Here is a 19,580-nt window from a genome sequence, read left to right as displayed (position 1 = left end):
GCCTCCGGACAAAAAGAAACCCGCCACGCGGGCGGGTAAAGGTTTTGTCTAGGAGGAGTTGCCATCTCATTCTGCCTGGATAATCTGACCGTACCCTGACCCACGGGCCGCTCGCCGGCTACAATCGGCCTCATCGAGGTTTCCCGGAACAGCCGCATGGCCAGAAAGCTGTCGCTCAACACGCAAATCCTGATCGGCTGCCTGCTCGGCATCGCTGGCGGCTTCTGGCTGGCCGGCGCCGACGGCACGCCGCTGGCGAGCAACACGCTGTATGGCGCCCGGATGGTCGGCAACCTGTTCCTCGACCTGCTGCGCATGGTGCTGGTGCCGCTGGTCTTTTCCTCGATCGTCGTCGGCGTCGCCAACCTGCGCGCGCACGACCAGATGCACCGAGTATGGACGACGACGCTGGTCTTCTTCTTCGCCACCATGGCCATCGCCATCGTCATCGGCTTCGGCGCCGCCCACCTGTTCCGGCCGGGCGACGGGATGCACCTGGCCATGTTCGCCGACGCCACGCGCGACTTCCAGGCGCGCCAGATGCCGCTGCCCGACTATTTCGCCCAGTTCCTGCGCGGCCTCTTCCAGAACCCGTTCAAGGCGCTGGCCAACGGGGAGATCCTGGCCATCGTCATCGTCGCCCTCTTCCTCGGCATCGCCCTGGTCGTCGGCGGCGACCGCTACCGCAACATCCGCGCGCTGATCGAGGAACTACAGGAGCTGTGCCTGCTGATCGTCGGCTGGATCATGCGCCTGGCGCCGTTCGGCCTGGCCGCGCTGCTGCTGCAACTGGTGGCCAGCCAGCGCGCCGACTTGCTGCTCAGCCTCGGCCATTTCATCGTCGTCGTCACCGGCACCACGCTGTTCCACGGCATCGTCGTGCTGCCGGCCATCCTCTGGCTATTCACCCGGGTGTCGCCGCTGCGCTTCTTCAAGGGCGCGCGCGAGGCGCTGGTCACCGCCTTCGTCACCAGTTCGAGCGCCGCCACGCTGCCGGTGACGCTGCGCTGCACCGAGCAGCACCTGCACGTGCGCAAGGACATCGCCAATTTCGTCGTGCCGCTCGGCGCCACCGTCAACATGGACGGTACGGCGCTCTACGAGGCAGCGGCGGCGCTGTTCGTCGCCCGCCTGGCCGGCATCGAGCTCGACCTCGCCAGCCAGATGATCATCTTCTTCGTCGCCATGCTCGGCGCCATCGGCGCGCCGGGCATCCCCAGCGTCGGCATGCTGAGCATGGTGCTCGTGCTCGAATCGGTCGGCCTGCCGACCGCCGCCATCGCCATCCTGCTGCCGATCGACCGCATCCTCGACACCACCCGCACGGCGGTCAACGTCGAAGGCGACATGGTCGGCGCCCTGATCGTGCAGAAGCTGGCCGGGCGGCCGACGCCGCCGAACTGAAAATCTCAGCGGGTTACGATGCAGCCCGGCCAGCGAAAGATGCGGCCCTCGACCCGGTGCTGCTTCAAGGCGCTCTCGACGGCTATCTGCCAGTCGAGCGGCGACACGGGCCCGTGATAGTAGGTGATGAAATCGACGCCCCCGGCTGTCGTGCGCCCGGGCTCGAGGATGCTGTAATGCCCGGCGGCGACGAGCATTGCATGCCCATTCAGCTCGCCAAGCGCCCCGTTGACGTGCTTGAAATTCGCCCCGGCGATCTTGCCCGTCACCGTCGTGCCGGGCGCGTTGAGCGCACGACGTATTTCGGGCCACCATTTCTTGACCTTGGCCGCCGACAGGGAAGGATACGAACCGCCGGGCCTGCGGTATTTCGCGTCCCACAAAACGATGGTTTGCGGGGGAATCGGGTGCCAGAAAGTCAGGGCCATGCCGGGATCTGTCCGTATTGACGAAGGAATCGCGATTATCCCGTCAACCGGTCACTTTTCCGGCACCGGGATGTGATTCCGCCGCAGCCACTCGCGGTCCAGCTCCCAGCGCACGTCCTTGATGCCGGGCTGGGCGAGGACGATGTCGCGGACTTCGTCCTGCACCTTGCCGAGGGCATTCTGCAGCGCGATGAAGGCCGGATTGTTGGCGTCCTTGACGTTCACGTCCGGATACATGGCGCCGAGGAAGCGGAAGGCCGGCATCTCGAAGTTGCGCGGCGTGCCCATGACCGCGGTGCTGCCCTCGACGCGCAGCACGTGGAAGGGATAGGGGTAGTTCTTCAGCTGCGGGCTGGCCTGCGCCTGGATGACGGCATTGAGTTCGCGCGTGCGGGGGTCCGGGCGGCGGATGGCCCAGTCGAGGGCGACCAGCAGCGCGAGCACCAGCAGCGCCCATTGCCACGATTTGATTTTGCGGAAATTCATGCTGCCCCCTGAGTTGTAGGCCGGACTTATCGGCAAGCTGCCGCTGAGCGTAACATTGCGGGGCTGTTGCGGTCGACGCCGCAAAAAGGCCGATTTTCAAATTTCGCAAGGAGCCCACATGTCCCTCTTCCGCCTCGGAGACAAACAGCCGCAACTCGGCGAGAACGCCTGGGTCGCCCCCAACGCCACGGTCATCGGCGACATCCGCCTCGGCGCCAACAGTTCGATCTGGTTCAACGCCACCCTGCGCGGCGACAACGACCCGATCCACATCGGCGACAACACCAACATCCAGGACGGCTCGGTGCTGCACACCGACGAAGGCATCCCGATGCACATCGGCAACGATGTCACCGTCGGCCACCTGGTCATGCTGCACGGCTGCACCGTCGGCGACGGCAGCCTGATCGGCATCGGCTCGGTCATCCTCAACCGCGCGGTGATCGGCAAGGGCTGCATCGTCGGCGCCAACACGCTGATTCCCGAAGGCAAGGTCTTTCCCGACCGCGTGCTGATCGTCGGCTCGCCGGGCAAGGTGGTGCGCGAACTTTCCGACGACGACGTCGCCCGCCTGCGGCAGTCGGCCGCCCACTACGTCGACAACGCCAGGCGCTACCGGACTACGCTGACGCCGCTCTGAACTACCGGCGGTTGTCTTTTCCCGCCGGATTCCGCATCATTCACCCCCTTTTTTGCTGCACTGCCGCACCCATGCTCGCACCCATCGAACACCGCATCGCCGTCGAACTCGGCGTCCGCCCGACCCAGGTCGTCGCCGCCATCGCCCTCCTCGACGAGGGCGCCACCGTCCCCTTCATCGCCCGCTACCGCAAGGAGGCGACCGACGGCCTCGACGACACCCAGCTGCGCAACCTCGAAGAACGCCTGACCTACCTGCGCGACCTCGAAGAGCGGCGCGCCGCCATCCTCGCCAGCATCGACGAACAGGGCAAGCTGACCCCTGAACTCAAGGCCGAGATCGACGACGCGGAAACCAAGCAGCGCCTCGAAGACCTTTACCTACCCTACAAGCAGAAACGCCGCACCAAGGCACAGATCGCCCGCGAGGCCGGCATCGAGCCGCTGGCGCTGGCCCTTCTGGACAACCCGGAGCTCACCCCGGACGAGGAAGCCGTGAAGTACCTCAACGCCGACGCCGGTTTCGCCGACGGCAAGGCCGTGCTCGATGGCGCCCGCCAGATCCTTATGGAAAAGTTCGCCGAGGACGCCGAACTGCTCGGCCAGTTGCGCGCGTACCTCAACGAACACGGCCAGGTGCGGTCGACCGTCGTCGCGGGCAAGGAAACCGAAGGCGCCAAGTTCCGCGACTGGTTCGACTTTGCCGAACCGATCGCCGCCATGCCCTCGCACCGCGCGCTGGCGCTGCTGCGCGGGCGCAACGAAGGCGTGCTGGGCGTGACGCTGGTGCTCGATTCGGAACTCGATGAAGAAGGCATCAAGCCCGGCCCGAACCCCTGCGAGCAGCGCATCGCCGCCCGCTTCGGCATCAAGCACCAGAACCGCCCGGCCGACAAGTGGCTGCAGGACACCGTGCGCTGGACCTGGAAGATCAAGGTCTTCACTCACCTCGAACTCGACCTGATGAACGAGTTGCGCGAACGCGCCGAGGAAGAGGCGATCCGCATCTTCGGCAAGAACCTCAAGGACCTGCTGCTCGCCGCCCCGGCCGGCCAGCACGTCACGATGGGCATCGACCCCGGCATCCGCACCGGCTGCAAGATCGCCGTCGTCGACGCCACCGGCAAGCTGCTCGACCACGCCACCATCTACCCGCACGAGCCGCGTTGCGACTGGGATGGTTCGATGTCCACCATCGCCCGCCTGGCCGCCAAACACGGCGTCACGTTAGTTGCCATCGGCAACGGCACCGCCAGCCGCGAAACCGACAAGCTGGTGCAGGACGTGATGAAGCGCTACCCGGAAGCCCGCTTGACGAAAATTGTCGTCTCGGAAGCCGGCGCCTCGGTCTATTCCGCCTCGGAACTGGCGGCCAAGGAATTCCCCGATCTCGACGTGTCGATTCGCGGCGCCGTGTCGATTGCCCGCCGCCTGCAGGACCCGCTGGCCGAATTGGTCAAGATCGAGCCGAAATCGATCGGCGTCGGCCAGTACCAGCACGACGTGTCGCAGACCAAGCTCGCCCGCTCGCTCGACGCCGTGGTCGAGGACTGCGTGAACGCCGTCGGTGTCGACGTGAATACCGCCTCGGTGCCGCTGCTGACCCGCATTTCCGGCCTCAACGCCGGGCTGGCCGCCAACATCGTCGGCTACCGCGACGCCCACGGCGCCTTCCGCAGCCGCGACGACCTCAAGAAGGTGCCGCGCCTCGGCGACAAGACCTTCGAACAAGCCGCCGGCTTCCTGCGCGTGCCGAACGGCGACAACCCGCTCGATGCTTCCTCGGTGCACCCGGAAGCCTACCCGGTGGTCGAGAAGATCATCGTCGACCTCAAGAAGCCGATCAAGGAACTGCTCGGCGACAGCCGCGCCCTCAAGAGCATCAGCGCCGCCAGATACACCGACGAGCGCTTCGGCCTGCCGACCGTGCAGGACATCCTGAAGGAACTGGAAAAACCCGGCCGCGACCCGCGCCCGGAATTCAAGACAGCGACCTTCGCCGATGGCGTCGAGGAAGTGAAAGACCTGCGCCCCGGTATGATCCTCGAAGGCGTCGTCACCAACGTCGCCGCCTTCGGCGCCTTCGTCGATATCGGCGTGCACCAGGATGGCCTGGTGCACGTTTCCGCGCTTTCCGACCGCTTCGTCAAGGACCCGCACGAAGTCGTCAAGGCCGGCCAGGTCGTCAAGGTCAAGGTGCTTGAAGTCGATCTGCAACGCCAGCGCATCGCGCTGACCATGCGCATGAGCGACGAACCGAAGAAGCACGACGCCGGCGCCCAGCGCGGCGCCCCGCTCTCGCGCCAGCAGACCCGCCACAACGCGCCGGCCCCCGCCAACAACGCGATGGCCAGTGCCTTCGCCAAGCTGAAACGCTGATGTCGCGCCTCTTTCGCCTGACCACCGCAGCCGGACGCCACACCTGGCGCCTGGCCGTGCGTCTGGCGTGGATTACCGCGCTCACCGCTGCGGCCATCGTCCTCGGCTACACCCTCTACGCCGTCGCCATGCTGCCGCCCTTGAAGCCCTGGCACACCGAAAGGCTCAAGGAAGAATTCTCGGCACTGCGCGACAGCAATCTCGATTTCGCCGGCTACCTGCAACTCGAAGACCGCCTCTTCGCCGAATACCGCGAAAAGGTCGCCAGCTGGAACGAAAACGACGAAACCTACCTGTTCAGCCGCTTCAACCCGGAAAGCCCGGTCAGCCGGCTGGCCGACGGCGCCCAGTTCAATCGTTCGTTCCGCCTCGCGCAGGACAAACCCGCGGGCCAGGCGCTGCTCATCCACGGCCTCACCGATTCGCCCTACTCGATGCACGCCATGGCCCAGACGCTGCACGCGCAGGGCTTCGACGTCACCGTCGTCCGCCTGCCCGGCCACGGCACCCTGCCATCGATGATGGTCGAAATGAGCCACCGCGACTGGACCGCCGCCATGCGCATCGCCGCCCGCGACGTGGTCTCGCGCCTCACGCCGGGGCAGCCGTTCTACATCGGCGGCTATTCCACCGGCGGCACGCTCGCCATGCAATACGCGCTCGACGCCCTCGACGACCCCGCGCTCAAGCGCCCGGACCGCGTGCTGCTCGTCTCGCCCGCCATCGAGATCACCCGCGTCGCCGCGCTCGCCTCGATCATCGACTTCCTCAGCATCGTGCCCATCCCCGTGCTCGAAAAAGTGCGCTGGCAGGATGTGAACCCGGAATTCGACCCCTACAAGTTCAACTCCTTCCCGGTCAACGCCTCGCGCCAGGTCAACCGTGCCACGCGCGCACTGCGCGCCAGCCTGCTGCGCGCGCATGAGCGCGGCCGCATCGGCGAACTGCCGCCCGTCGTCACCTGGCAATCGGTCGTCGATTCTACCGTCGGCTCCACCGGCGCCGCCGAAACCCTCTACGGCCGCCTCAACGGCAACGGCCACCGGCTCGTGCTCTTCGACGTCAACCGCCACCGCTACCTCGCCAGCGTGCAGCGCCCGCAAGCCGGCGAACTCATCGACCGCCTGCTCCGCCAGAAACGCGGCTACGCGCTCGACATCGTCGGCAACATCAGCGCCGACGACACCGGCATCGCCATCCGCCACATCGCCCCCGACGGCGCCGAAACCCGCGACTTGCCGGAACTCAAATGGCCGAGCAACCTCGTCTCCCTCGGCCACGTCGCGCTCCCCTTCCCCGCCGACGACCCCATCTACGGATTCCAGCCCGGCAGCGGCCGCCACGGCATCCCCAGCATCGGCTCCTGGCTCCTGCGCGGCGAAAACGGCGCGGTCACCCTGACCCTCGGCTCGCTCACACGTCTGCGCAGCAATCCGTTCTGGATGGTGGTGGATAAGGAAGTTGGGGTATTGGTCGCGAAAGACCTTGGGCAGCGGCGCTAAGGCTGTGGGACCGCGTTAACGACTGGTTGTCGCGGTCGACTTCTAAAAGAAGGCAAATTCCGGGGCACGGCGGGGAGTTTTAAGAACTATCCACAGCCGGACTCAACGAGATCACCTGGTCTTGCCAAGCACGAAGTTGGACTGCTATCGACCCAATTCAGCCTTACGGCTATAGCAACAAAAACGACAGCATCAGGTGCATAGCGGTCGTTGCTGGCTCGGAAGCCCAGTGAACAGGTCGCTGGTGCCTAGCCCATAAACCAACAAAAAAATGCAGCCCGTTGGGCTTACAAATTCAAAGTCTTCTGTGCCAGCAGGAGCCACCATAGACCATCCAACGCACAATCTTTGACCGTTCTGAAGAACTTCTCCCTCAAGCATGAAGAGGAACTCTACATCCGTGTGCAGATGGGCGGGAAATGAGGCTCCTGGGAGAAAGCGAACCAACTGCATAGCTCGTCCGTTCGCCTTCCCCAAATTTTTGACTGCAACGCCTGGGGCGAATTTGGATGGTGTCCAAGGTAATTCATCATGGCATGTGAAGATGAAATCCGGGTTGTGTTGGTTCATTGAGTACCCTCCTATTCGCCTCCTTGAGCGAAGCGAGATAACTTAGCCTCGCTCCATGATGGTCAACATCGAAGGGCAAGTGCCTTCAGCCTTTAATCCATCGATAACCCCATTCCGGTCAGCCGGTTGTCGGTTCTGACTAACCTTCCACTTCCCTTCAATAGAGCGAATAGGAATTTCGAAGCCGACGATGGCTTTGAGCTGCGAAGCAATAAAGTCCTCGGGTGCATCAGAGACCTTCCACGGATTTTTACGAATGCCCTCCAGGTTGTCCGTCAGCTGTTCTATCTGGGCGAGAACCCAGTTGGCGTCATCAATAACCTGCGGCTTACCTCGGACTTGGACCATCGAAAAATTCCAAGTGGGTACAACTTTACCGTGTTCTGCCTTTGACGGATACCACGAGGGGGTTACATAACATTCCGGCCCCTGGAAGACGACCAGGGCCTCGGCACCTTCGCGTAATTCGTCGAGCTGCTTGTTTCCCCGAGCAAGGTGGGCACGCAAAATTCCGTTGTCACCTCCGTCATGAAGCGAGAAGGGAACGAGGTTAGCCATGAGCCCTCCTGTGCCGGCAGTTATAAGGGTCGCCAGTGGATGGGCGGCCATCAATCCATGAAGAACATCGAGGCGCTCTTCTTTGAACAAGGCTGGGCAATGCATTTCGATTCCTTTCATAGGTCAGTCAGTGGGTGCATTTTTCCGCATAACTGGCCTATAATTCAGAGCCGGATAGCAAATTAATCACTGGTCCAGTTTGTAGCTTATTTTGAGGATGGATACGCATGGCAAGGCGTCAGCTTGTAATTGAGATTCCGGCGCTGGGAGCAATTGACCGCTCGAAAGGCGGAATTGGGCGGCAACTGGCTGACGAGCTCCGCAGGGCTATTGCCACAGGAGAGCTTAAGGCAGGCGAGCGATTGCCATCCACACGCGCGCTGGCAGATTCCTTGAGACTATCGCGTGGCACGGTGGCTGAGGCTTATGAGCAACTTGTGGCTGAAGGATGCCTAGTAGCTCAGGCGGGTTCCAGCACACGCGTCGCCGCCGGGCTTCACGAATCACACATAACTCCACAACATTTCCATAACGCGCAACCTAGCCAGCATCCGTTAATGCCACCGTCTGCCACTCGTTACGCCGCCATGGCAGAAAGACTGGCACCTTTGCCATCGGTGCCGTTCTCGGTGGCGGTCCCGGAGGGCGATGTGGCGATGGATGACCATTGGCGCCGGCTCAGCAATCGGGTTCGCGCTTCCCAAGTCGCGGCACCGTCAGGCTACGCCGACCCACAGGGTCTCTTTGCCTTAAGGGAAGCCATTGCCGATTATCTGCGGCGGGCACGTGCCGTCAGTTGCAGCCCGGATAACGTCGTTATCACCGAGGGAACCCAACAAGGCCTCTACCTGGCCAGCAAGGTCTTGTTAGCGCCTGGCGATACAGTGTGGGCTGAGGACCCTGCCTATCCCGGACTGACTTCGGTGCTGGAGGACTGCGGTGTCCGAGTGCATCGGATACCCGTGGACACACAGGGGTTGGACGTGGCGAGCGCAAAGGGTGCCTGTTCCGATGCCAAGGCTGTGTTTGTGACGCCATCTCACCAATACCCGCTCGGGATGCCGCTAAGCATGCCTCGACGCCTGGCACTCGTTGAGTGGGCACGTCAGCAAGGTGCTTGGATTGTCGAGGACGACTACGACAGCGAACTGCGCTACGCTGGCCAACCATTTCCTGCAATGCAGGGCTTGGACTGTGACCGTGTCGTCTACCTGGGAACCTTCAGCAAAGTGCTGGCTCCCTCGCTGCGCCTTGGATACATTGTGGCCCCCGAATGTCTGGTCAAAGCGTTCGTCGGTGCTCGCGCCCTGATGGGGCGGGGTTCTCCATCGATTGAGCAGCATGTCGTCGCGGCCTACATGCGGGAGGGCTACTTCGAGACGCATATCCGGCGGATTCGGGCCATCTATGCAGAGCGGCGCCAAGTCTTGATGGATGCCCTGCAAGTCGAACTGCCGGAATTGCGCATTCAACCAGCCGACCAGGGAATGCATATTGTGGTCTGGCTTCCTGAAGGCCTGGACGATGTGGCTGTCGCGTCAGCGGCTAGCCAGGCGGGTATCGCCTTGCGAGCCTTGTCGCCCATGGCTGCCGGACAGCAGGAGCTTACTGGCCTGATGCTCGGCTTTGGTGGATTTTCATCTGAGCAGCTAAGAGATGCCGTACGGAGGCTGCGGCGAGTGCTGGAGACTGGGTTGCCAGCTTCGTGATGGGCCTCGCGAATATCTCACAGAAGTCAGTGAAGGAGCAGAAAGCAGCCGCTCGGTTCGTAACCAAGGAACGGCAACTTTTGGCCGGTAGCACCAGTTGGCCACGTTACAGATAAGCAGCCATTGGGAAAACGCTAAGTATTTGGATGTCGGCATCCAGGGACATAGCCCCGAAGGTCCACCTAAAGAACGTTTTCGGCCCCCTCGGCATGACCGACGTCGAGGGGCGGGCGATGAGCGAAAGCGCAGATTGCCGCGGTGGCCTGAGACCGACAGCAGATGCAAAAAGGCCCTGACGCTCCTCACAGGATTGAAGGCAAGGAGAATTCGGAACGGTAAACCTTGGGGAATGGAACGCTGCGGCTCGGCCGCTGTCATCTGGAGAATTCCCTGGGGGAGTTCAGTCATGCAAGATCGAGAATTGTCGCCGGTCTTTTACCGCTATTTTTTCTTCGGCTGGCTGTTTCGCGACGCCGGCCGGGGCAGTCTGTCCGAGCGCCGCGCTGCGTGGCGCCACAACTTGGCTCAAGCGCGCTGGCTGCCGACCTATCTGCGGCGCTGGATGACCCTGAGCGCACTGTTCTTCTCGGGCGGCGTCGGCGCGGAAGCCATCGGCGGCGTCTGGTCGTGCGCCGCGTGCTTCGTTCTCTTTTCGTCGGCGCTGCCGGTGGTTTCGGTCATCATCGTAGCGATGCTCGGCTTCCGCTATTTGCCGAGCCCCTGAACTGCTGCTCGGCGGGTGCTCAGTGTGAATCGCCAGTCTTTCTTAGGCGGGTCTGAACGTCTGTTTGGCAACTAGACTTGCCGTATTGCGCTACGGCTCTGAGCGGCGGGAATGGCCGATCACCGGACTAATTTCGTGGTGCAGGTCACCCCAACTCATGGTGTAAATCGACGCAGTCATTCAATCTGTTATCAAGGCTGGTCAAAGTTCAACCGTCAGTTTCGGGTTGAAGTCGGTATTCTCTCTTTGAAGCTCACTGGGAGCCGATGCAACCTTGACCCCCTTGCAATAGCCCAGCGGATTTGCGATGACCCGGGTACCGCGAACATCGTAGTCGAACGAGTGGTGCGTATGACCGTGAATATGCAGGGCGGCTGCCCCCAGCAGGTCGGTCAGATCAGAGATGAAGGCCGCGCTGACCAGGTCTTTCTCAAACATGGCGTGCAGGCTTCCAGGGGCAGGTGCATGGTGGGTAACGACGATGCTCTTTCCGTCAAAGGGTTCGTCAAGTCTGGAACGTAGCCAGTCCTTTTGCCGCAGGTGCATCTCGCGAGCAACGGCCGGGCTGAACGGAATATCGCCCTCAACCTTGATCACCGTATGGTCGGGGAGGCTCGCGGCACAGGCCGTCATGGCCAACTCACGATACTGCTCTCCGAAAAGGCAGTAGTCTGTCCAAAGCGTGCAGCCGATAAAGCGAATGCCTCCAAGCTCGGTGACACCTGGCGCCAGAACGGTGATGTTTGGAAAGGCTTTGGCCTTCTCCGCGAATTCCGTCTGGACCTGTGCAAGGGAAGAGCCGTAATACTCGTGATTGCCCGGGACGTAGATTACCGGGCAAGGCCATTCTCTGAATAGCTCAAGCGCGCGGGCACCGTTGGCGATATCGCCCGCGAGTACGAGTACGTCGGCGTCAGTGGGTTCGACGCCTCGGTATTCTGGAAACCGCCATTCAAGGTGCTCCAGGTGAAGGTCAGAGGCAATCTGGATTCGCATGGCCGTAGTTTAAGACGGATAGCCCGAGGTCAGCGCAGGACTCTATTGTCAGTACGTTTCTTGCCGCAGAGACGTAGCAGTTGGCCGAGGGTGTCCGTGAGTGATCGTGTTGTGTGACCGCACCGCTCGGTTACCTGCCGTTGAAACCTAGAAGAATCGACCGGTAGCAGTGGGTCGCCAACTGCCGGTGAGGATACTAAGCGTCGCCATTTACCTCAGCCAAATCTAACTTGTCACGGTCGACCTCGAAAAACAGCCCATTTTCAACCTAACACCAGCGGCTTCTTCCGGCCTTCGTTCCCCATCAACCGCTCCAGCCCCCGCGCCACCCGCCGCCAAACCTGAAGCCCCTGCGGCGGCAGCACCAATAGTTCCGCCGCTTCGGCAGCCATCAAGTCAATCCACCCACCGCCCTCCAGCGTCAGCACCTGTTCCAAACCCAGCCGTTGCTCCGGCGCTACCGGGGTTTCCGCCAGCCACTGCAACGGCCCGCGCACGTTCGCGCTGCCTTCCAGCACCAGCACTGTCGTACCCGCTTCCACCAGCACGCGGCGCGCATCGCCTTTGCCGAGTGCCAGACGCATCATTTGCCGGTCTTTCATGATCTTTCTCCGTTGAATTGCCCCGGCTTCGGGGCGATGGGGGCATGTTATTGAGCGGGCGGGATTGAAAACAGGCATAGGATTCGGCTATCTGTTACGCATCAGATGGCGATTTTGCAATCTGTTATGGTGCGAATTGGGGCGATCTATATCTGTCGCCCCACCGCCCCGCAGGAGAAGATCGCATCATGGATACGCCCGCACTCGCCGCGCCGCTTTATCGCCGCCTTGCCACGCATTACCGCGCCGCCATCGAAGCGGGTACGTTGGCCGTGGGCTCGCGCTTTCCGTCGATGCGCAGCTTGATGGCGCGCCATGAGATCAGCCTTTCGACGGCTTTGCAGGTTTGCCGGCAGCTGGAGAGCGAGGGCTGGCTGGAGGCGCGGCCGCGTTCGGGCAATTTCGTGCGCCAGCCGCGCCGCCATGCACCCCGCCCGCTGGCCGAGCCGGCGGTCGATCAGCCGCTCGACGCCGCCCAGTATGTGGGCATCAACGCCCGGGTTTCGGAGTTCATCGCGCGCGGGCGGCAAGGGGCGGTGAATGTCAATTTTTCCGGCGCCCGTTGCGCGCCTTCACTCTACCCCGGCGAGGCGCTGAAGAATGCCGCCGCGCGTGCGCTGCGCCACGATCCGGATCTGCTGGTGAAGGTTTCGCCGCACAACGGCAACCCGGCCTTTCGCAAGGTGCTGGCGCTGCGTGCGCTGGGTAATGGCATGCTGATCGCCGCCGAGGATATCGTCGTCACGCAGGGCTGCATCGAAGCTTTGAATCTGGCGCTGCGCGCCGTGACGCAGCCGGGCGATATCGTCGCCATCGAATCGCCGACGTTTTACGGCCTGTTGCAAATTCTGGAAAGTCTCGGGCTGCGGGCGCTGGAGATTCCGACCAGCCCGCAAACCGGCATTTCGCTCGAAGCGCTGGAATTGGCGGTGCAGACCCAGCCGGCGATTGCGGCCATTGTCGTGGTGCCGCACCTGCAAAACCCGCTCGGCAGCATCATGCCGGAGAGCCATCTCGCCCGGCTGGTGGCGTTTTGCGCGGAGCGCGGCATTCCGCTGATCGAGGACGATACCTACAGCGCGCTGGCCAATGGCGATGCGCCGCTGAAGGCGCTGAAAGCCTTTGACCAAACGGGCAACGTGATTCACTGCGCGTCGCTGCACAAGATTCTGGCGCCCGGCCTGCGCCTGGGCTGGATGAGCGCGGGCCGCTGGCAGAACCGCGTCGAGATGCTGAAACATGTGCAAAGCCGCAACAACGAGGAGCTTTCACAGCGTGCCGCCGGCGATTTCATGGCTTCCGCCGCGTACGACCGCCATTTGCGCAAGCTGCGGGCGGCGCTGGATCACCAGCGGGCGCGCATGGCGGCGGCCATTGCCGATCATTTTCCGGCGGGCACCCGCTTCAATCACCCCGATGGCGGGCTGGCCCTGTGGGTGGAACTGCCGGAGAAGCGCTCATCGACGCAGCTGTTCAATGCGGCGCTGGCCGAAGGCATTCTCATTGCGCCCGGCGCGATGTTTTCCAACGCCGGGCGTTTCGAGCACTTCATCCGCCTCAATTGCGGCTGGCCGTACAACCAGGAAATCGAAGGCGCCGTGCAGCGCCTCGGCCAATTGTGCGCAAGGATCGGGGCCGCCCCCTGAAACGGCGCCGGCGCTTACATTTCGCAACATCCGGCCAACAGCGCTTTACATTGCCGCGGCACACAATACGGGTATTCCCAATACCGCAACACACATCCGTCATGAAGCGCACCCTCACCACCCTCGCCCTCCTGCCGCTCGGCCTGTGGGGCCTGTTCGTCCTCCCCGACCTGCTCGCCAGCGACCCCGGATTCTGGAACTGGCGGCGTGCCATCGTCATCCTCTCCGGCATCCTCGCCCTGTGGTGGATGAGCGCCGGCATCGTCCTCGCCGCCCGCCCGCGCTGGCTCGAACAACGCCTCGGCGGGCTGGACAAACTCTACCGCTGGCACAAGTATCTCGGCATCGGCGGCGGCATCCTCGTCTTCGCCCACTGGATGAGCGAGTGGCTGCCCAAGAACCTCGCCCGCGCCGGGCTGATCGCCCCGCGTCCGCGCGGCGCCGGCCCCAAGGGTCCGCCGGATTTCTGGGTCGAACTGGCCAAGGACGTCGGCGAATGGGCCGGCTACATCCTGCTCGCGCTGGTCGTTGTCGCCCTCGTCAAACGCATTCCCTATCGCTGGTTCCGCCTTGTGCACAAGGCCTTCGGCGCCGTCTTCCTGGCCGGCGTCTTTCATGGCCTGATGATGCTGCCCGGCAGCTTCTGGGCGCAGCCGCTCGGCTGGCTGACCGCCCTGCTCGCCGCCGCCGGCATCGTTTCCACCCTGCTCTCGCTGAGCGGACACATCGGCCGCCCGCGCCGCTACCCGGCGCAGATCGAAGCCCTGACCCGGCACGGCGACGGCATCCTCGAAGTCACCTGCCGCCCGCACGACGACTGGCCCGGCCACCGCGCCGGCCAGTTCCTGCTGGCCAATTTCGGCACACCGGCCGAAGGCGCCCACCCCTTCACCATCGCCTCCGCCTGGCAGCGTAAAACCGGCACCCTCACCCTCGCCATCAAGGCGCTGGGCGACTACACCGGCACGCTCCCGCAATCCCTGCGTGTCGGCCAGACCATCGCCATCGAGGGCCCCTACGGCAATTTTGATTTTTGCCCTTCCGGAACGGTCGACCGCAGCAAAGGCCCGGCGCCGCAAATCTGGATCGCCGGCGGCATCGGCATCACCCCCTTCCTCGCCCGTCTCGGGGAACGCATCGCCCGCAATGCGACCGCCACCGAAACCGACTTCTTCTACTGCACCCCGCACGCCACCGACTACCCGGCAGACCTCGAAAGCCTCTGCCGGCAAGCCGGCGTTCGCCTGCACCGCCGCCTGACCGATGCCCAGGGCCCTCTCACCTCCGCCGAAATCCAGAGCCGCCTCAAACCCGGCGCCAGCGTCTGGTTCTGCGGCCCGGCTGCCTGGGGAAAGGCCCTCTCAAGAACGCTGGCTGGCAACGGCTTGCCAGGGGATGCGTTTCACCGGGAGGCGTTCGAGTTCCGCTGATGGAGAGGTGAGTTGTCAGGCGATCCATGACAAACGTCTTCACCAGCGGATCCACTTGCCGAAACCCGAGCCGGCCACTTCATAGCGCTGTGCAGGATTGGATCAAAGTCCCCGACCATTGGTCTCGACGACTGTGAGGGCGGTCATATTGATGATGCGGCGGACAGTGGCGGTGGGGGTCAGGATATGGACGGGCCGTGCTGCACCGGGCAGGATGGGGCCGATGGTCAGGTTGTCGCCGGCCGCCACCTTGAGCAGGTTGAGCGAGATGTTGGCGGCATCGAGCGTCGGCATCACCAGCAGGTTGGCCTGACGTTGGTCAGCTGCTTGATCGGCGTCACCGCAATCTTCCCAGGCTTCGTGTGACGGTGGTAATACAGCGCGGATTCGCTTGATTGCCTGGGATCCATGGTTGTCTCCTGCTACTTGTTATTGGAAAGAAACAAGGGCGCCCATGGCGCCCTCGTCCGGTGTTCCGGATGCGTGCTTACCTGATGAAGCTGAGCTGTTTGCTGATCCGTTCCAGCACCGGCTTTTTCTTTTCTTGGAACCCGGCCTTGTTCTGCGAGATCAGGTTGTTGCCCTTGGTGTCGATCGAGATGATCAGCGGCCCGAATTCCTTGACCCGGTTGATCCACAGCGTTTCCGGCATGCCCAGGTCCTGCCATTCGGCGCCTTCGATCTCCTCGACCTGGGTCGCCGCCAGCACCGCGCAGCCGCCCGGAAAAATGGCGTGCACTGCCTTGTTTTCCTGGCAGCCGGCGGCCGTTTCCGGGCCCATGCCGCCCTTGCCGACGATCAGCTTGACGCCGGTCTGCTTGATGAATTCGCGCTCGAATTTCTCCATCCGCATGCTCGTCGTAGGGCCGATGGAGACCATCTCGAAGTTGCCGTCGTCCTTCTTGCGGACGATCGGGCCGGCGTGGAAGATCGCGCCGCCTTCGAGCTTGACCGGCAGTTCGCGGCCCTGCTCGATCAGGCGGCGATGCGCCACATCGCGGCAGGTTACCAGGCGACCGGTCAGATAGACGACGTCGCCGACGTTGAGGCTTTCAAGATCTTCATCCTTGATGGGCGTAGTCAGAATCTTTTTCACAGGACGACTCCTTCATGGGAAATGATGTCGTAGGACATGTCGGCGTTGATCCGGATCTTGCCGCGGCGGTGCGCCCAGCAGCCGGTATTGACGGCGACACCGATGGTCGAGGGATGGCGGGCGGACGATTCGATATTGACGCCCATCACGCTGTTGTTGCCGGTCAGGCCCTGCGGGCCGATGCCGATTTCGTTGAGACCCTGCTCCAGCAGGTCTTCCATCAGCGCCGCCCGCGGGTTGCTGCTCCTGGAATCGACCGGCCGCAGGATTGCCAGCTTGGAAAGACGGGCGGCGGTCTCGACCGAGGTCGAGACGCCGACGCCGACCAGCAGCGGCGGACAGGCATTGACACCGCGTTCGGTGATGACGTCCATGACGAATTCGGCAACGCCCTCGTAGCCCTGACCCGGCATCAGCACCTTGGCGGCGCCGGGCAGCGTACACCCGCCGCCGGCCATGTAGACGTCGATGGTGCAGCTATCGAGTTCCGGCACGATGCGCCAGTCCAGCCAGGGAATCTGGGTGCCGGTATTGGTGCCGGTGTTCTTCTCGTCGAAGGTTTCGACCGCGTTGTGGCGCAGCGGCCCCATCCGGGTGGCGCCGGCCGTCGCCTCGCGCAGGATGTCTTCCAGTTCGCCCAGCAACGGGAAGTTGGCACCGGCTTCGACGAAATACTGGATGACGCCGGTGTCCTGGCAACTCGGACGATCCAGCTTGTCCGCCGCTTCCTGGTTGCCGGCCATCGAATCGTAGATCGACTTGGCCAACGGGTTGGTTTCCATCGTACGCAGGTCGGCCAGCTTGGCCTTCACGTCCTTGGGCAGACGCTTGCCGATGTAGGCCGTGAATTTGGCCATGGTGTCCGTCAGGGACTGGACTGCAGTTTCCTTGTCCATTATTTGCTCCTTCATGAAATCTGTTGAGATGGGGTCGTTGCTTCAGTGCGCTGCCGCTTCGGCCGTCACCACATTCGGTTTTGTGGAACGGGCCAGAAGCAGGGTCAGCACCGCGGACATCACCAGCAGGCCGGCAACGAAGTAAAGTCCGCCTGCAAAGCTGCCGGTCTGGTCCTTGACCCAGCCGATCATCGCCGGGCCGGCAAAGCCGCCGAGGTTGCCGATCGAGTTGATGGTGGCGATACCCGTGGCAGCCGCCGCACCCGACAGGAACATGGTCGGCATGCTCCACAGGGGCGGCTTGGCGCAGCTGATACCGACATTGACGATGGTCAGGGCGGCAATCAGGCCGATGATGCTGTTGGCAGCTGCGGCCACCACGAGGCCGGTCGCCGCGGCAACACAAGCCAGGACAACGTGCCAGGTACGCTCGCCGGTACGGTCCGAATGACGTGACCACAGGACCATGGCGATGACCGAGACAATCGGCGGGATCGCATTCAGGAAGCCGACCGTCATCGATGACACGCCCAACTGCTTGATGATCTGCGGCGCCCAGATGCCGAGGGTGTAAAGGCCGGCCGAGGTGCCGAAGTAGATCATCGCCAGCGCCAGCACACGGGGATTGGCCAGGCCGCTCAGGATGCTGTGCTTGGCGTTGCTTCCCTTGCTGGCGACTTCCTTGTTCATTGCATTGACCAGCCAGGTACGCTCATCGTCCTTGAGCCACTTGGCCTGTTCCGGCTTGTCGGTCATGTAGAAGAAGACGACCACGCCGAGGATCAGGGCCGGAATCGCTTCGAGAATGAACATCCACTGCCAGCCGGCCATGCCCATGACCCCGTTCATCTCGAGCAGCGCGGCGGAAATCGGCGAACCGAGCGCGGTGGAAATCGGTGCCGCCGCCATGAAGAAGGCGGTCACGCCGGCACGGTGACGGGCCGGGAACCAATAGCTGAGATACAGGATGATGCCGGGGAAGAAGCCAGCCTCGGCCGCCCCGAGCAGGAAGCGCATCACGTAGAAGCTGGTCGGTCCCTCGACGAAGGCCATGCCGGCTGAAATGATGCCCCAGGTCACCATCACCCTGGCAATCCAGAGGCGCGCCCCGACCTTGTGCAGGATGATGTTGGAGGGCACCTCGAACAGGAAGTAACCCCAGAAAAAGATGCCTGCACCGAACCCGAGTATCGACGCGGTGAAGCCCAGATCTTCCTTCATCGTCAGGGCGGCAAAGCCGATATTGACCCGGTCGATGTAGGCAATGAAGTACAACAGCATGATGAAGGGCACGATGCGCCAGGTGATACGGCGCAAGGTGCGTTTTTCAATATCCAGTTCCATTGAGCGTCTCCTCTCTTTTGACGATTACCAACCGATGCCGGTAGCGCCGATGTCTCTACCGCCACTCGACCCGGCCCGGCGGGCCTTGGCCATTTCCACCGTCTTCTGCGGCTCTTTCGCTTTTTCGATCCTTCGTCCCGAAAAGCGCTGTTCTCCATGGGGGTGTAGCGTGGAGCGGAGGTTAAAACCTTTGGAAAAAATATGAATCGATGTAAAGTTAAAACATCATTGCAAAAAACTTACTAATGAACACCGACTCGGAACTCGCCTTCTTCTGTCTTCTGGTCAAACAGGGGAGCCTCGCAGCCACCGCGCGGGAACTGAACCTGACCCCGCCGGCGGTTTCCCGGCGCCTGTCACAACTGGAGGAACGTCTCGGCGTGCGGCTCCTCAATCGGACAACCCGCCGGATCAGCCTCACCAGCGAAGGCGAGGTCTATTTCGCGAATGCGTTGCGCATCCTGAGCGACATCGACGAAATGGAGCGTCTGGTATCAAGCAGCCGCGCTGCCCCGAAAGGGTTGTTGCGGGTCAATGCGCCGCTTGGCTTTGGTCGTTCCTACATCGGCCCGGCCATCTCGGCGTTCACGAAAACCTACCCGGACGTCGAGGTACAACTCCACCTTACCGACCGTCCGGTCAGCCTCCCGGATGAAGCGATCGACGTTTCGATCCGCTTTGGCGACATGCCCGACTCACGGCTGATTGCCAAGAAGATCGCCGCCAACCGGCGGCTCCTGTGCGCATCGCCGACATACCTGCGCACGGCCGGCCATCCCGCCCATCCCCATGAGCTCACGCAACATCAGTGCATCGTGCTGCGACAAAATGAAGCCGCCTATGGCAATTGGCGACTGAGCCGCGGGAAGCAAACGGAAACCGTCAAGGTGCATGGAAAGTTGAGCACCAATGACGGGGAAGTCGCCCTCAACTGGGCTTTGGAGGGGCATGGCATCCTGATGCGCGCCGAGTGGGATGTCGCCAAGTATCTGCGGAGTGGCCGACTGGTGCAGGTTCTGGCGGATTACGACACGCCGCCCGCCGATGTCTATGCGGTATACCTGGAACGACTGAACCTTTCCGCCAAGGTTGCCTATTTTGTCGAACACCTGCGCAACTATCTGAGCCAGCATGCGGACAGTCCGAGCCAGAACCGCTCGAACTGGTAGCG

At 62.8% G+C, this 19,580-nt stretch carries 18 protein-coding genes and 1 pseudogene; 9 read left to right on the top strand and 10 right to left on the bottom strand.

Annotated elements, in window-relative coordinates; translation table 11 throughout:
* The first annotated feature begins 156 nt into the window (after positions 1 to 156).
* The gene (locus GH660_RS16575; RefSeq protein ID WP_153147871.1) at positions 157 to 1,404 is read left to right on the top strand and encodes a dicarboxylate/amino acid:cation symporter; all 1,248 of its coding nucleotides are present in this window, start codon (positions 157 to 159) and stop codon (positions 1,402 to 1,404) included.
* 5 nt (positions 1,405 to 1,409) lie between these two features.
* Here GH660_RS16575 and GH660_RS16570 read toward each other — a convergent pair whose 3' ends face one another.
* Entirely contained in the window at positions 1,410 to 1,832 is a 423-nt protein-coding gene (locus tag GH660_RS16570; protein ID WP_153147870.1) for a hypothetical protein, read from the bottom strand.
* A 51-nt stretch (positions 1,833 to 1,883) separates the two neighbouring features.
* Positions 1,884 to 2,318: a hypothetical protein gene (locus GH660_RS16565; RefSeq protein ID WP_153147869.1), complete on the bottom strand. Its 435-nt coding sequence runs from the start codon at positions 2,316 to 2,318 to the stop codon at positions 1,884 to 1,886.
* 118 nt (positions 2,319 to 2,436) lie between these two features.
* On the opposite strand from GH660_RS16565, the gene GH660_RS16560 reads away from it, so the two are divergent.
* From GH660_RS16560 to GH660_RS16550, 3 genes are all read left to right on the top strand, one after another.
* Positions 2,437 to 2,958 (top strand): gamma carbonic anhydrase family protein, encoded by a 522-nt coding sequence (locus GH660_RS16560; protein ID WP_153147868.1) that lies wholly within the window; start codon positions 2,437 to 2,439, stop codon positions 2,956 to 2,958.
* 71 nt (positions 2,959 to 3,029) lie between these two features.
* Positions 3,030 to 5,336 carry a Tex family protein gene (locus tag GH660_RS16555; protein WP_153147867.1) on the top strand — a complete coding sequence of 769 codons (2,307 nt, stop codon included), beginning with the start codon at positions 3,030 to 3,032 and terminating at the stop codon, positions 5,334 to 5,336.
* Positions 5,336 to 6,838 (top strand): carboxylesterase, encoded by a 1,503-nt coding sequence (locus GH660_RS16550; RefSeq protein WP_153147866.1) that lies wholly within the window; start codon positions 5,336 to 5,338, stop codon positions 6,836 to 6,838. Before GH660_RS16555 ends, GH660_RS16550 begins: the two co-directional genes overlap by 1 nt.
* A 192-nt stretch (positions 6,839 to 7,030) precedes the next feature.
* Here the strand turns inward: GH660_RS16550 and GH660_RS16545 are convergent, their stop codons facing one another.
* Both GH660_RS16545 and GH660_RS16540 read right to left on the bottom strand, forming a co-directional pair.
* The gene (locus tag GH660_RS16545; RefSeq protein ID WP_153147865.1) at positions 7,031 to 7,408 is read right to left on the bottom strand and encodes a cupin domain-containing protein; all 378 of its coding nucleotides are present in this window, start codon (positions 7,406 to 7,408) and stop codon (positions 7,031 to 7,033) included.
* 42 nt (positions 7,409 to 7,450) lie between these two features.
* Positions 7,451 to 8,086 (bottom strand): FMN-binding negative transcriptional regulator, encoded by a 636-nt coding sequence (locus GH660_RS16540; protein ID WP_228276538.1) that lies wholly within the window; start codon positions 8,084 to 8,086, stop codon positions 7,451 to 7,453.
* A gap of 107 nt (positions 8,087 to 8,193) precedes the next feature.
* Between GH660_RS16540 and GH660_RS16535 the strand changes: the two genes are divergently transcribed.
* Together GH660_RS16535 and GH660_RS16530 are read left to right on the top strand one after the other, a co-directional pair.
* Complete coding sequence (locus GH660_RS16535; protein ID WP_153147864.1) at positions 8,194 to 9,675, top strand: PLP-dependent aminotransferase family protein; 1,482 nt, start codon at positions 8,194 to 8,196, stop codon at positions 9,673 to 9,675.
* Between the two features lie 406 nt (positions 9,676 to 10,081).
* Positions 10,082 to 10,399, top strand: coding sequence for a hypothetical protein (locus GH660_RS16530; protein WP_153147863.1), 318 nt, complete (start codon positions 10,082 to 10,084; stop codon positions 10,397 to 10,399).
* 201 nt (positions 10,400 to 10,600) lie between these two features.
* On the opposite strand, the gene GH660_RS16525 is transcribed toward GH660_RS16530, so the two are convergent.
* Together GH660_RS16525 and GH660_RS16520 are read right to left on the bottom strand one after the other, a co-directional pair.
* On the bottom strand, positions 10,601 to 11,395 hold the full coding sequence (locus GH660_RS16525; RefSeq protein WP_153147862.1) for a metallophosphoesterase: 795 nt from the start codon (positions 11,393 to 11,395) through the stop codon (positions 10,601 to 10,603).
* 263 nt (positions 11,396 to 11,658) lie between these two features.
* Positions 11,659 to 11,997 (bottom strand): hypothetical protein, encoded by a 339-nt coding sequence (locus GH660_RS16520; protein WP_153147861.1) that lies wholly within the window; start codon positions 11,995 to 11,997, stop codon positions 11,659 to 11,661.
* 188 nt (positions 11,998 to 12,185) lie between these two features.
* Between GH660_RS16520 and GH660_RS16515 the strand changes: the two genes are divergently transcribed.
* Both GH660_RS16515 and GH660_RS16510 read left to right on the top strand, forming a co-directional pair.
* Positions 12,186 to 13,643: a PLP-dependent aminotransferase family protein gene (locus tag GH660_RS16515; protein WP_153147860.1), complete on the top strand. Its 1,458-nt coding sequence runs from the start codon at positions 12,186 to 12,188 to the stop codon at positions 13,641 to 13,643.
* Positions 13,644 to 13,744: 101 nt separating this feature from the next.
* Complete coding sequence (locus GH660_RS16510) at positions 13,745 to 15,073, top strand: ferric reductase-like transmembrane domain-containing protein (protein WP_153147859.1); 1,329 nt, start codon at positions 13,745 to 13,747, stop codon at positions 15,071 to 15,073.
* A 102-nt stretch (positions 15,074 to 15,175) separates the two neighbouring features.
* Here the strand turns inward: GH660_RS16510 and GH660_RS16505 are convergent.
* From GH660_RS16505 to GH660_RS16490, 4 genes and pseudogenes are all read right to left on the bottom strand, one after another.
* A pseudogene (locus tag GH660_RS16505) lies at positions 15,176 to 15,382 on the bottom strand (phosphate acyltransferase); the annotation flags it as partial.
* 178 nt (positions 15,383 to 15,560) lie between these two features.
* Positions 15,561 to 16,169, bottom strand: coding sequence for a L(+)-tartrate dehydratase subunit beta (gene ttdB / locus GH660_RS16500; protein ID WP_153147858.1), 609 nt, complete (start codon positions 16,167 to 16,169; stop codon positions 15,561 to 15,563).
* The gene (gene ttdA / locus GH660_RS16495) at positions 16,166 to 17,065 is read right to left on the bottom strand and encodes a L(+)-tartrate dehydratase subunit alpha (protein ID WP_153147857.1); all 900 of its coding nucleotides are present in this window, start codon (positions 17,063 to 17,065) and stop codon (positions 16,166 to 16,168) included. The genes ttdB and ttdA overlap by 4 nt, the downstream gene beginning before the upstream one ends.
* A 42-nt stretch (positions 17,066 to 17,107) precedes the next feature.
* Entirely contained in the window at positions 17,108 to 18,409 is a 1,302-nt protein-coding gene (locus GH660_RS16490) for an MFS transporter (protein ID WP_153147856.1), read from the bottom strand.
* A gap of 245 nt (positions 18,410 to 18,654) precedes the next feature.
* On the opposite strand from GH660_RS16490, the gene GH660_RS16485 reads away from it, so the two are divergent.
* The gene (locus GH660_RS16485; protein WP_153147855.1) at positions 18,655 to 19,578 is read left to right on the top strand and encodes a LysR family transcriptional regulator; all 924 of its coding nucleotides are present in this window, start codon (positions 18,655 to 18,657) and stop codon (positions 19,576 to 19,578) included.
* Positions 19,579 to 19,580 lie beyond the last annotated feature (2 nt).

The sequence above is a fragment of the Dechloromonas sp. H13 genome, from assembly GCF_009469615.1.
GTDB lineage: Bacteria > Pseudomonadota > Gammaproteobacteria > Burkholderiales > Rhodocyclaceae > Azonexus.
The sequence above is the reverse complement of the archived record's forward strand: the minus strand, read 5'-3'. Positions and strand labels throughout refer to the sequence as shown.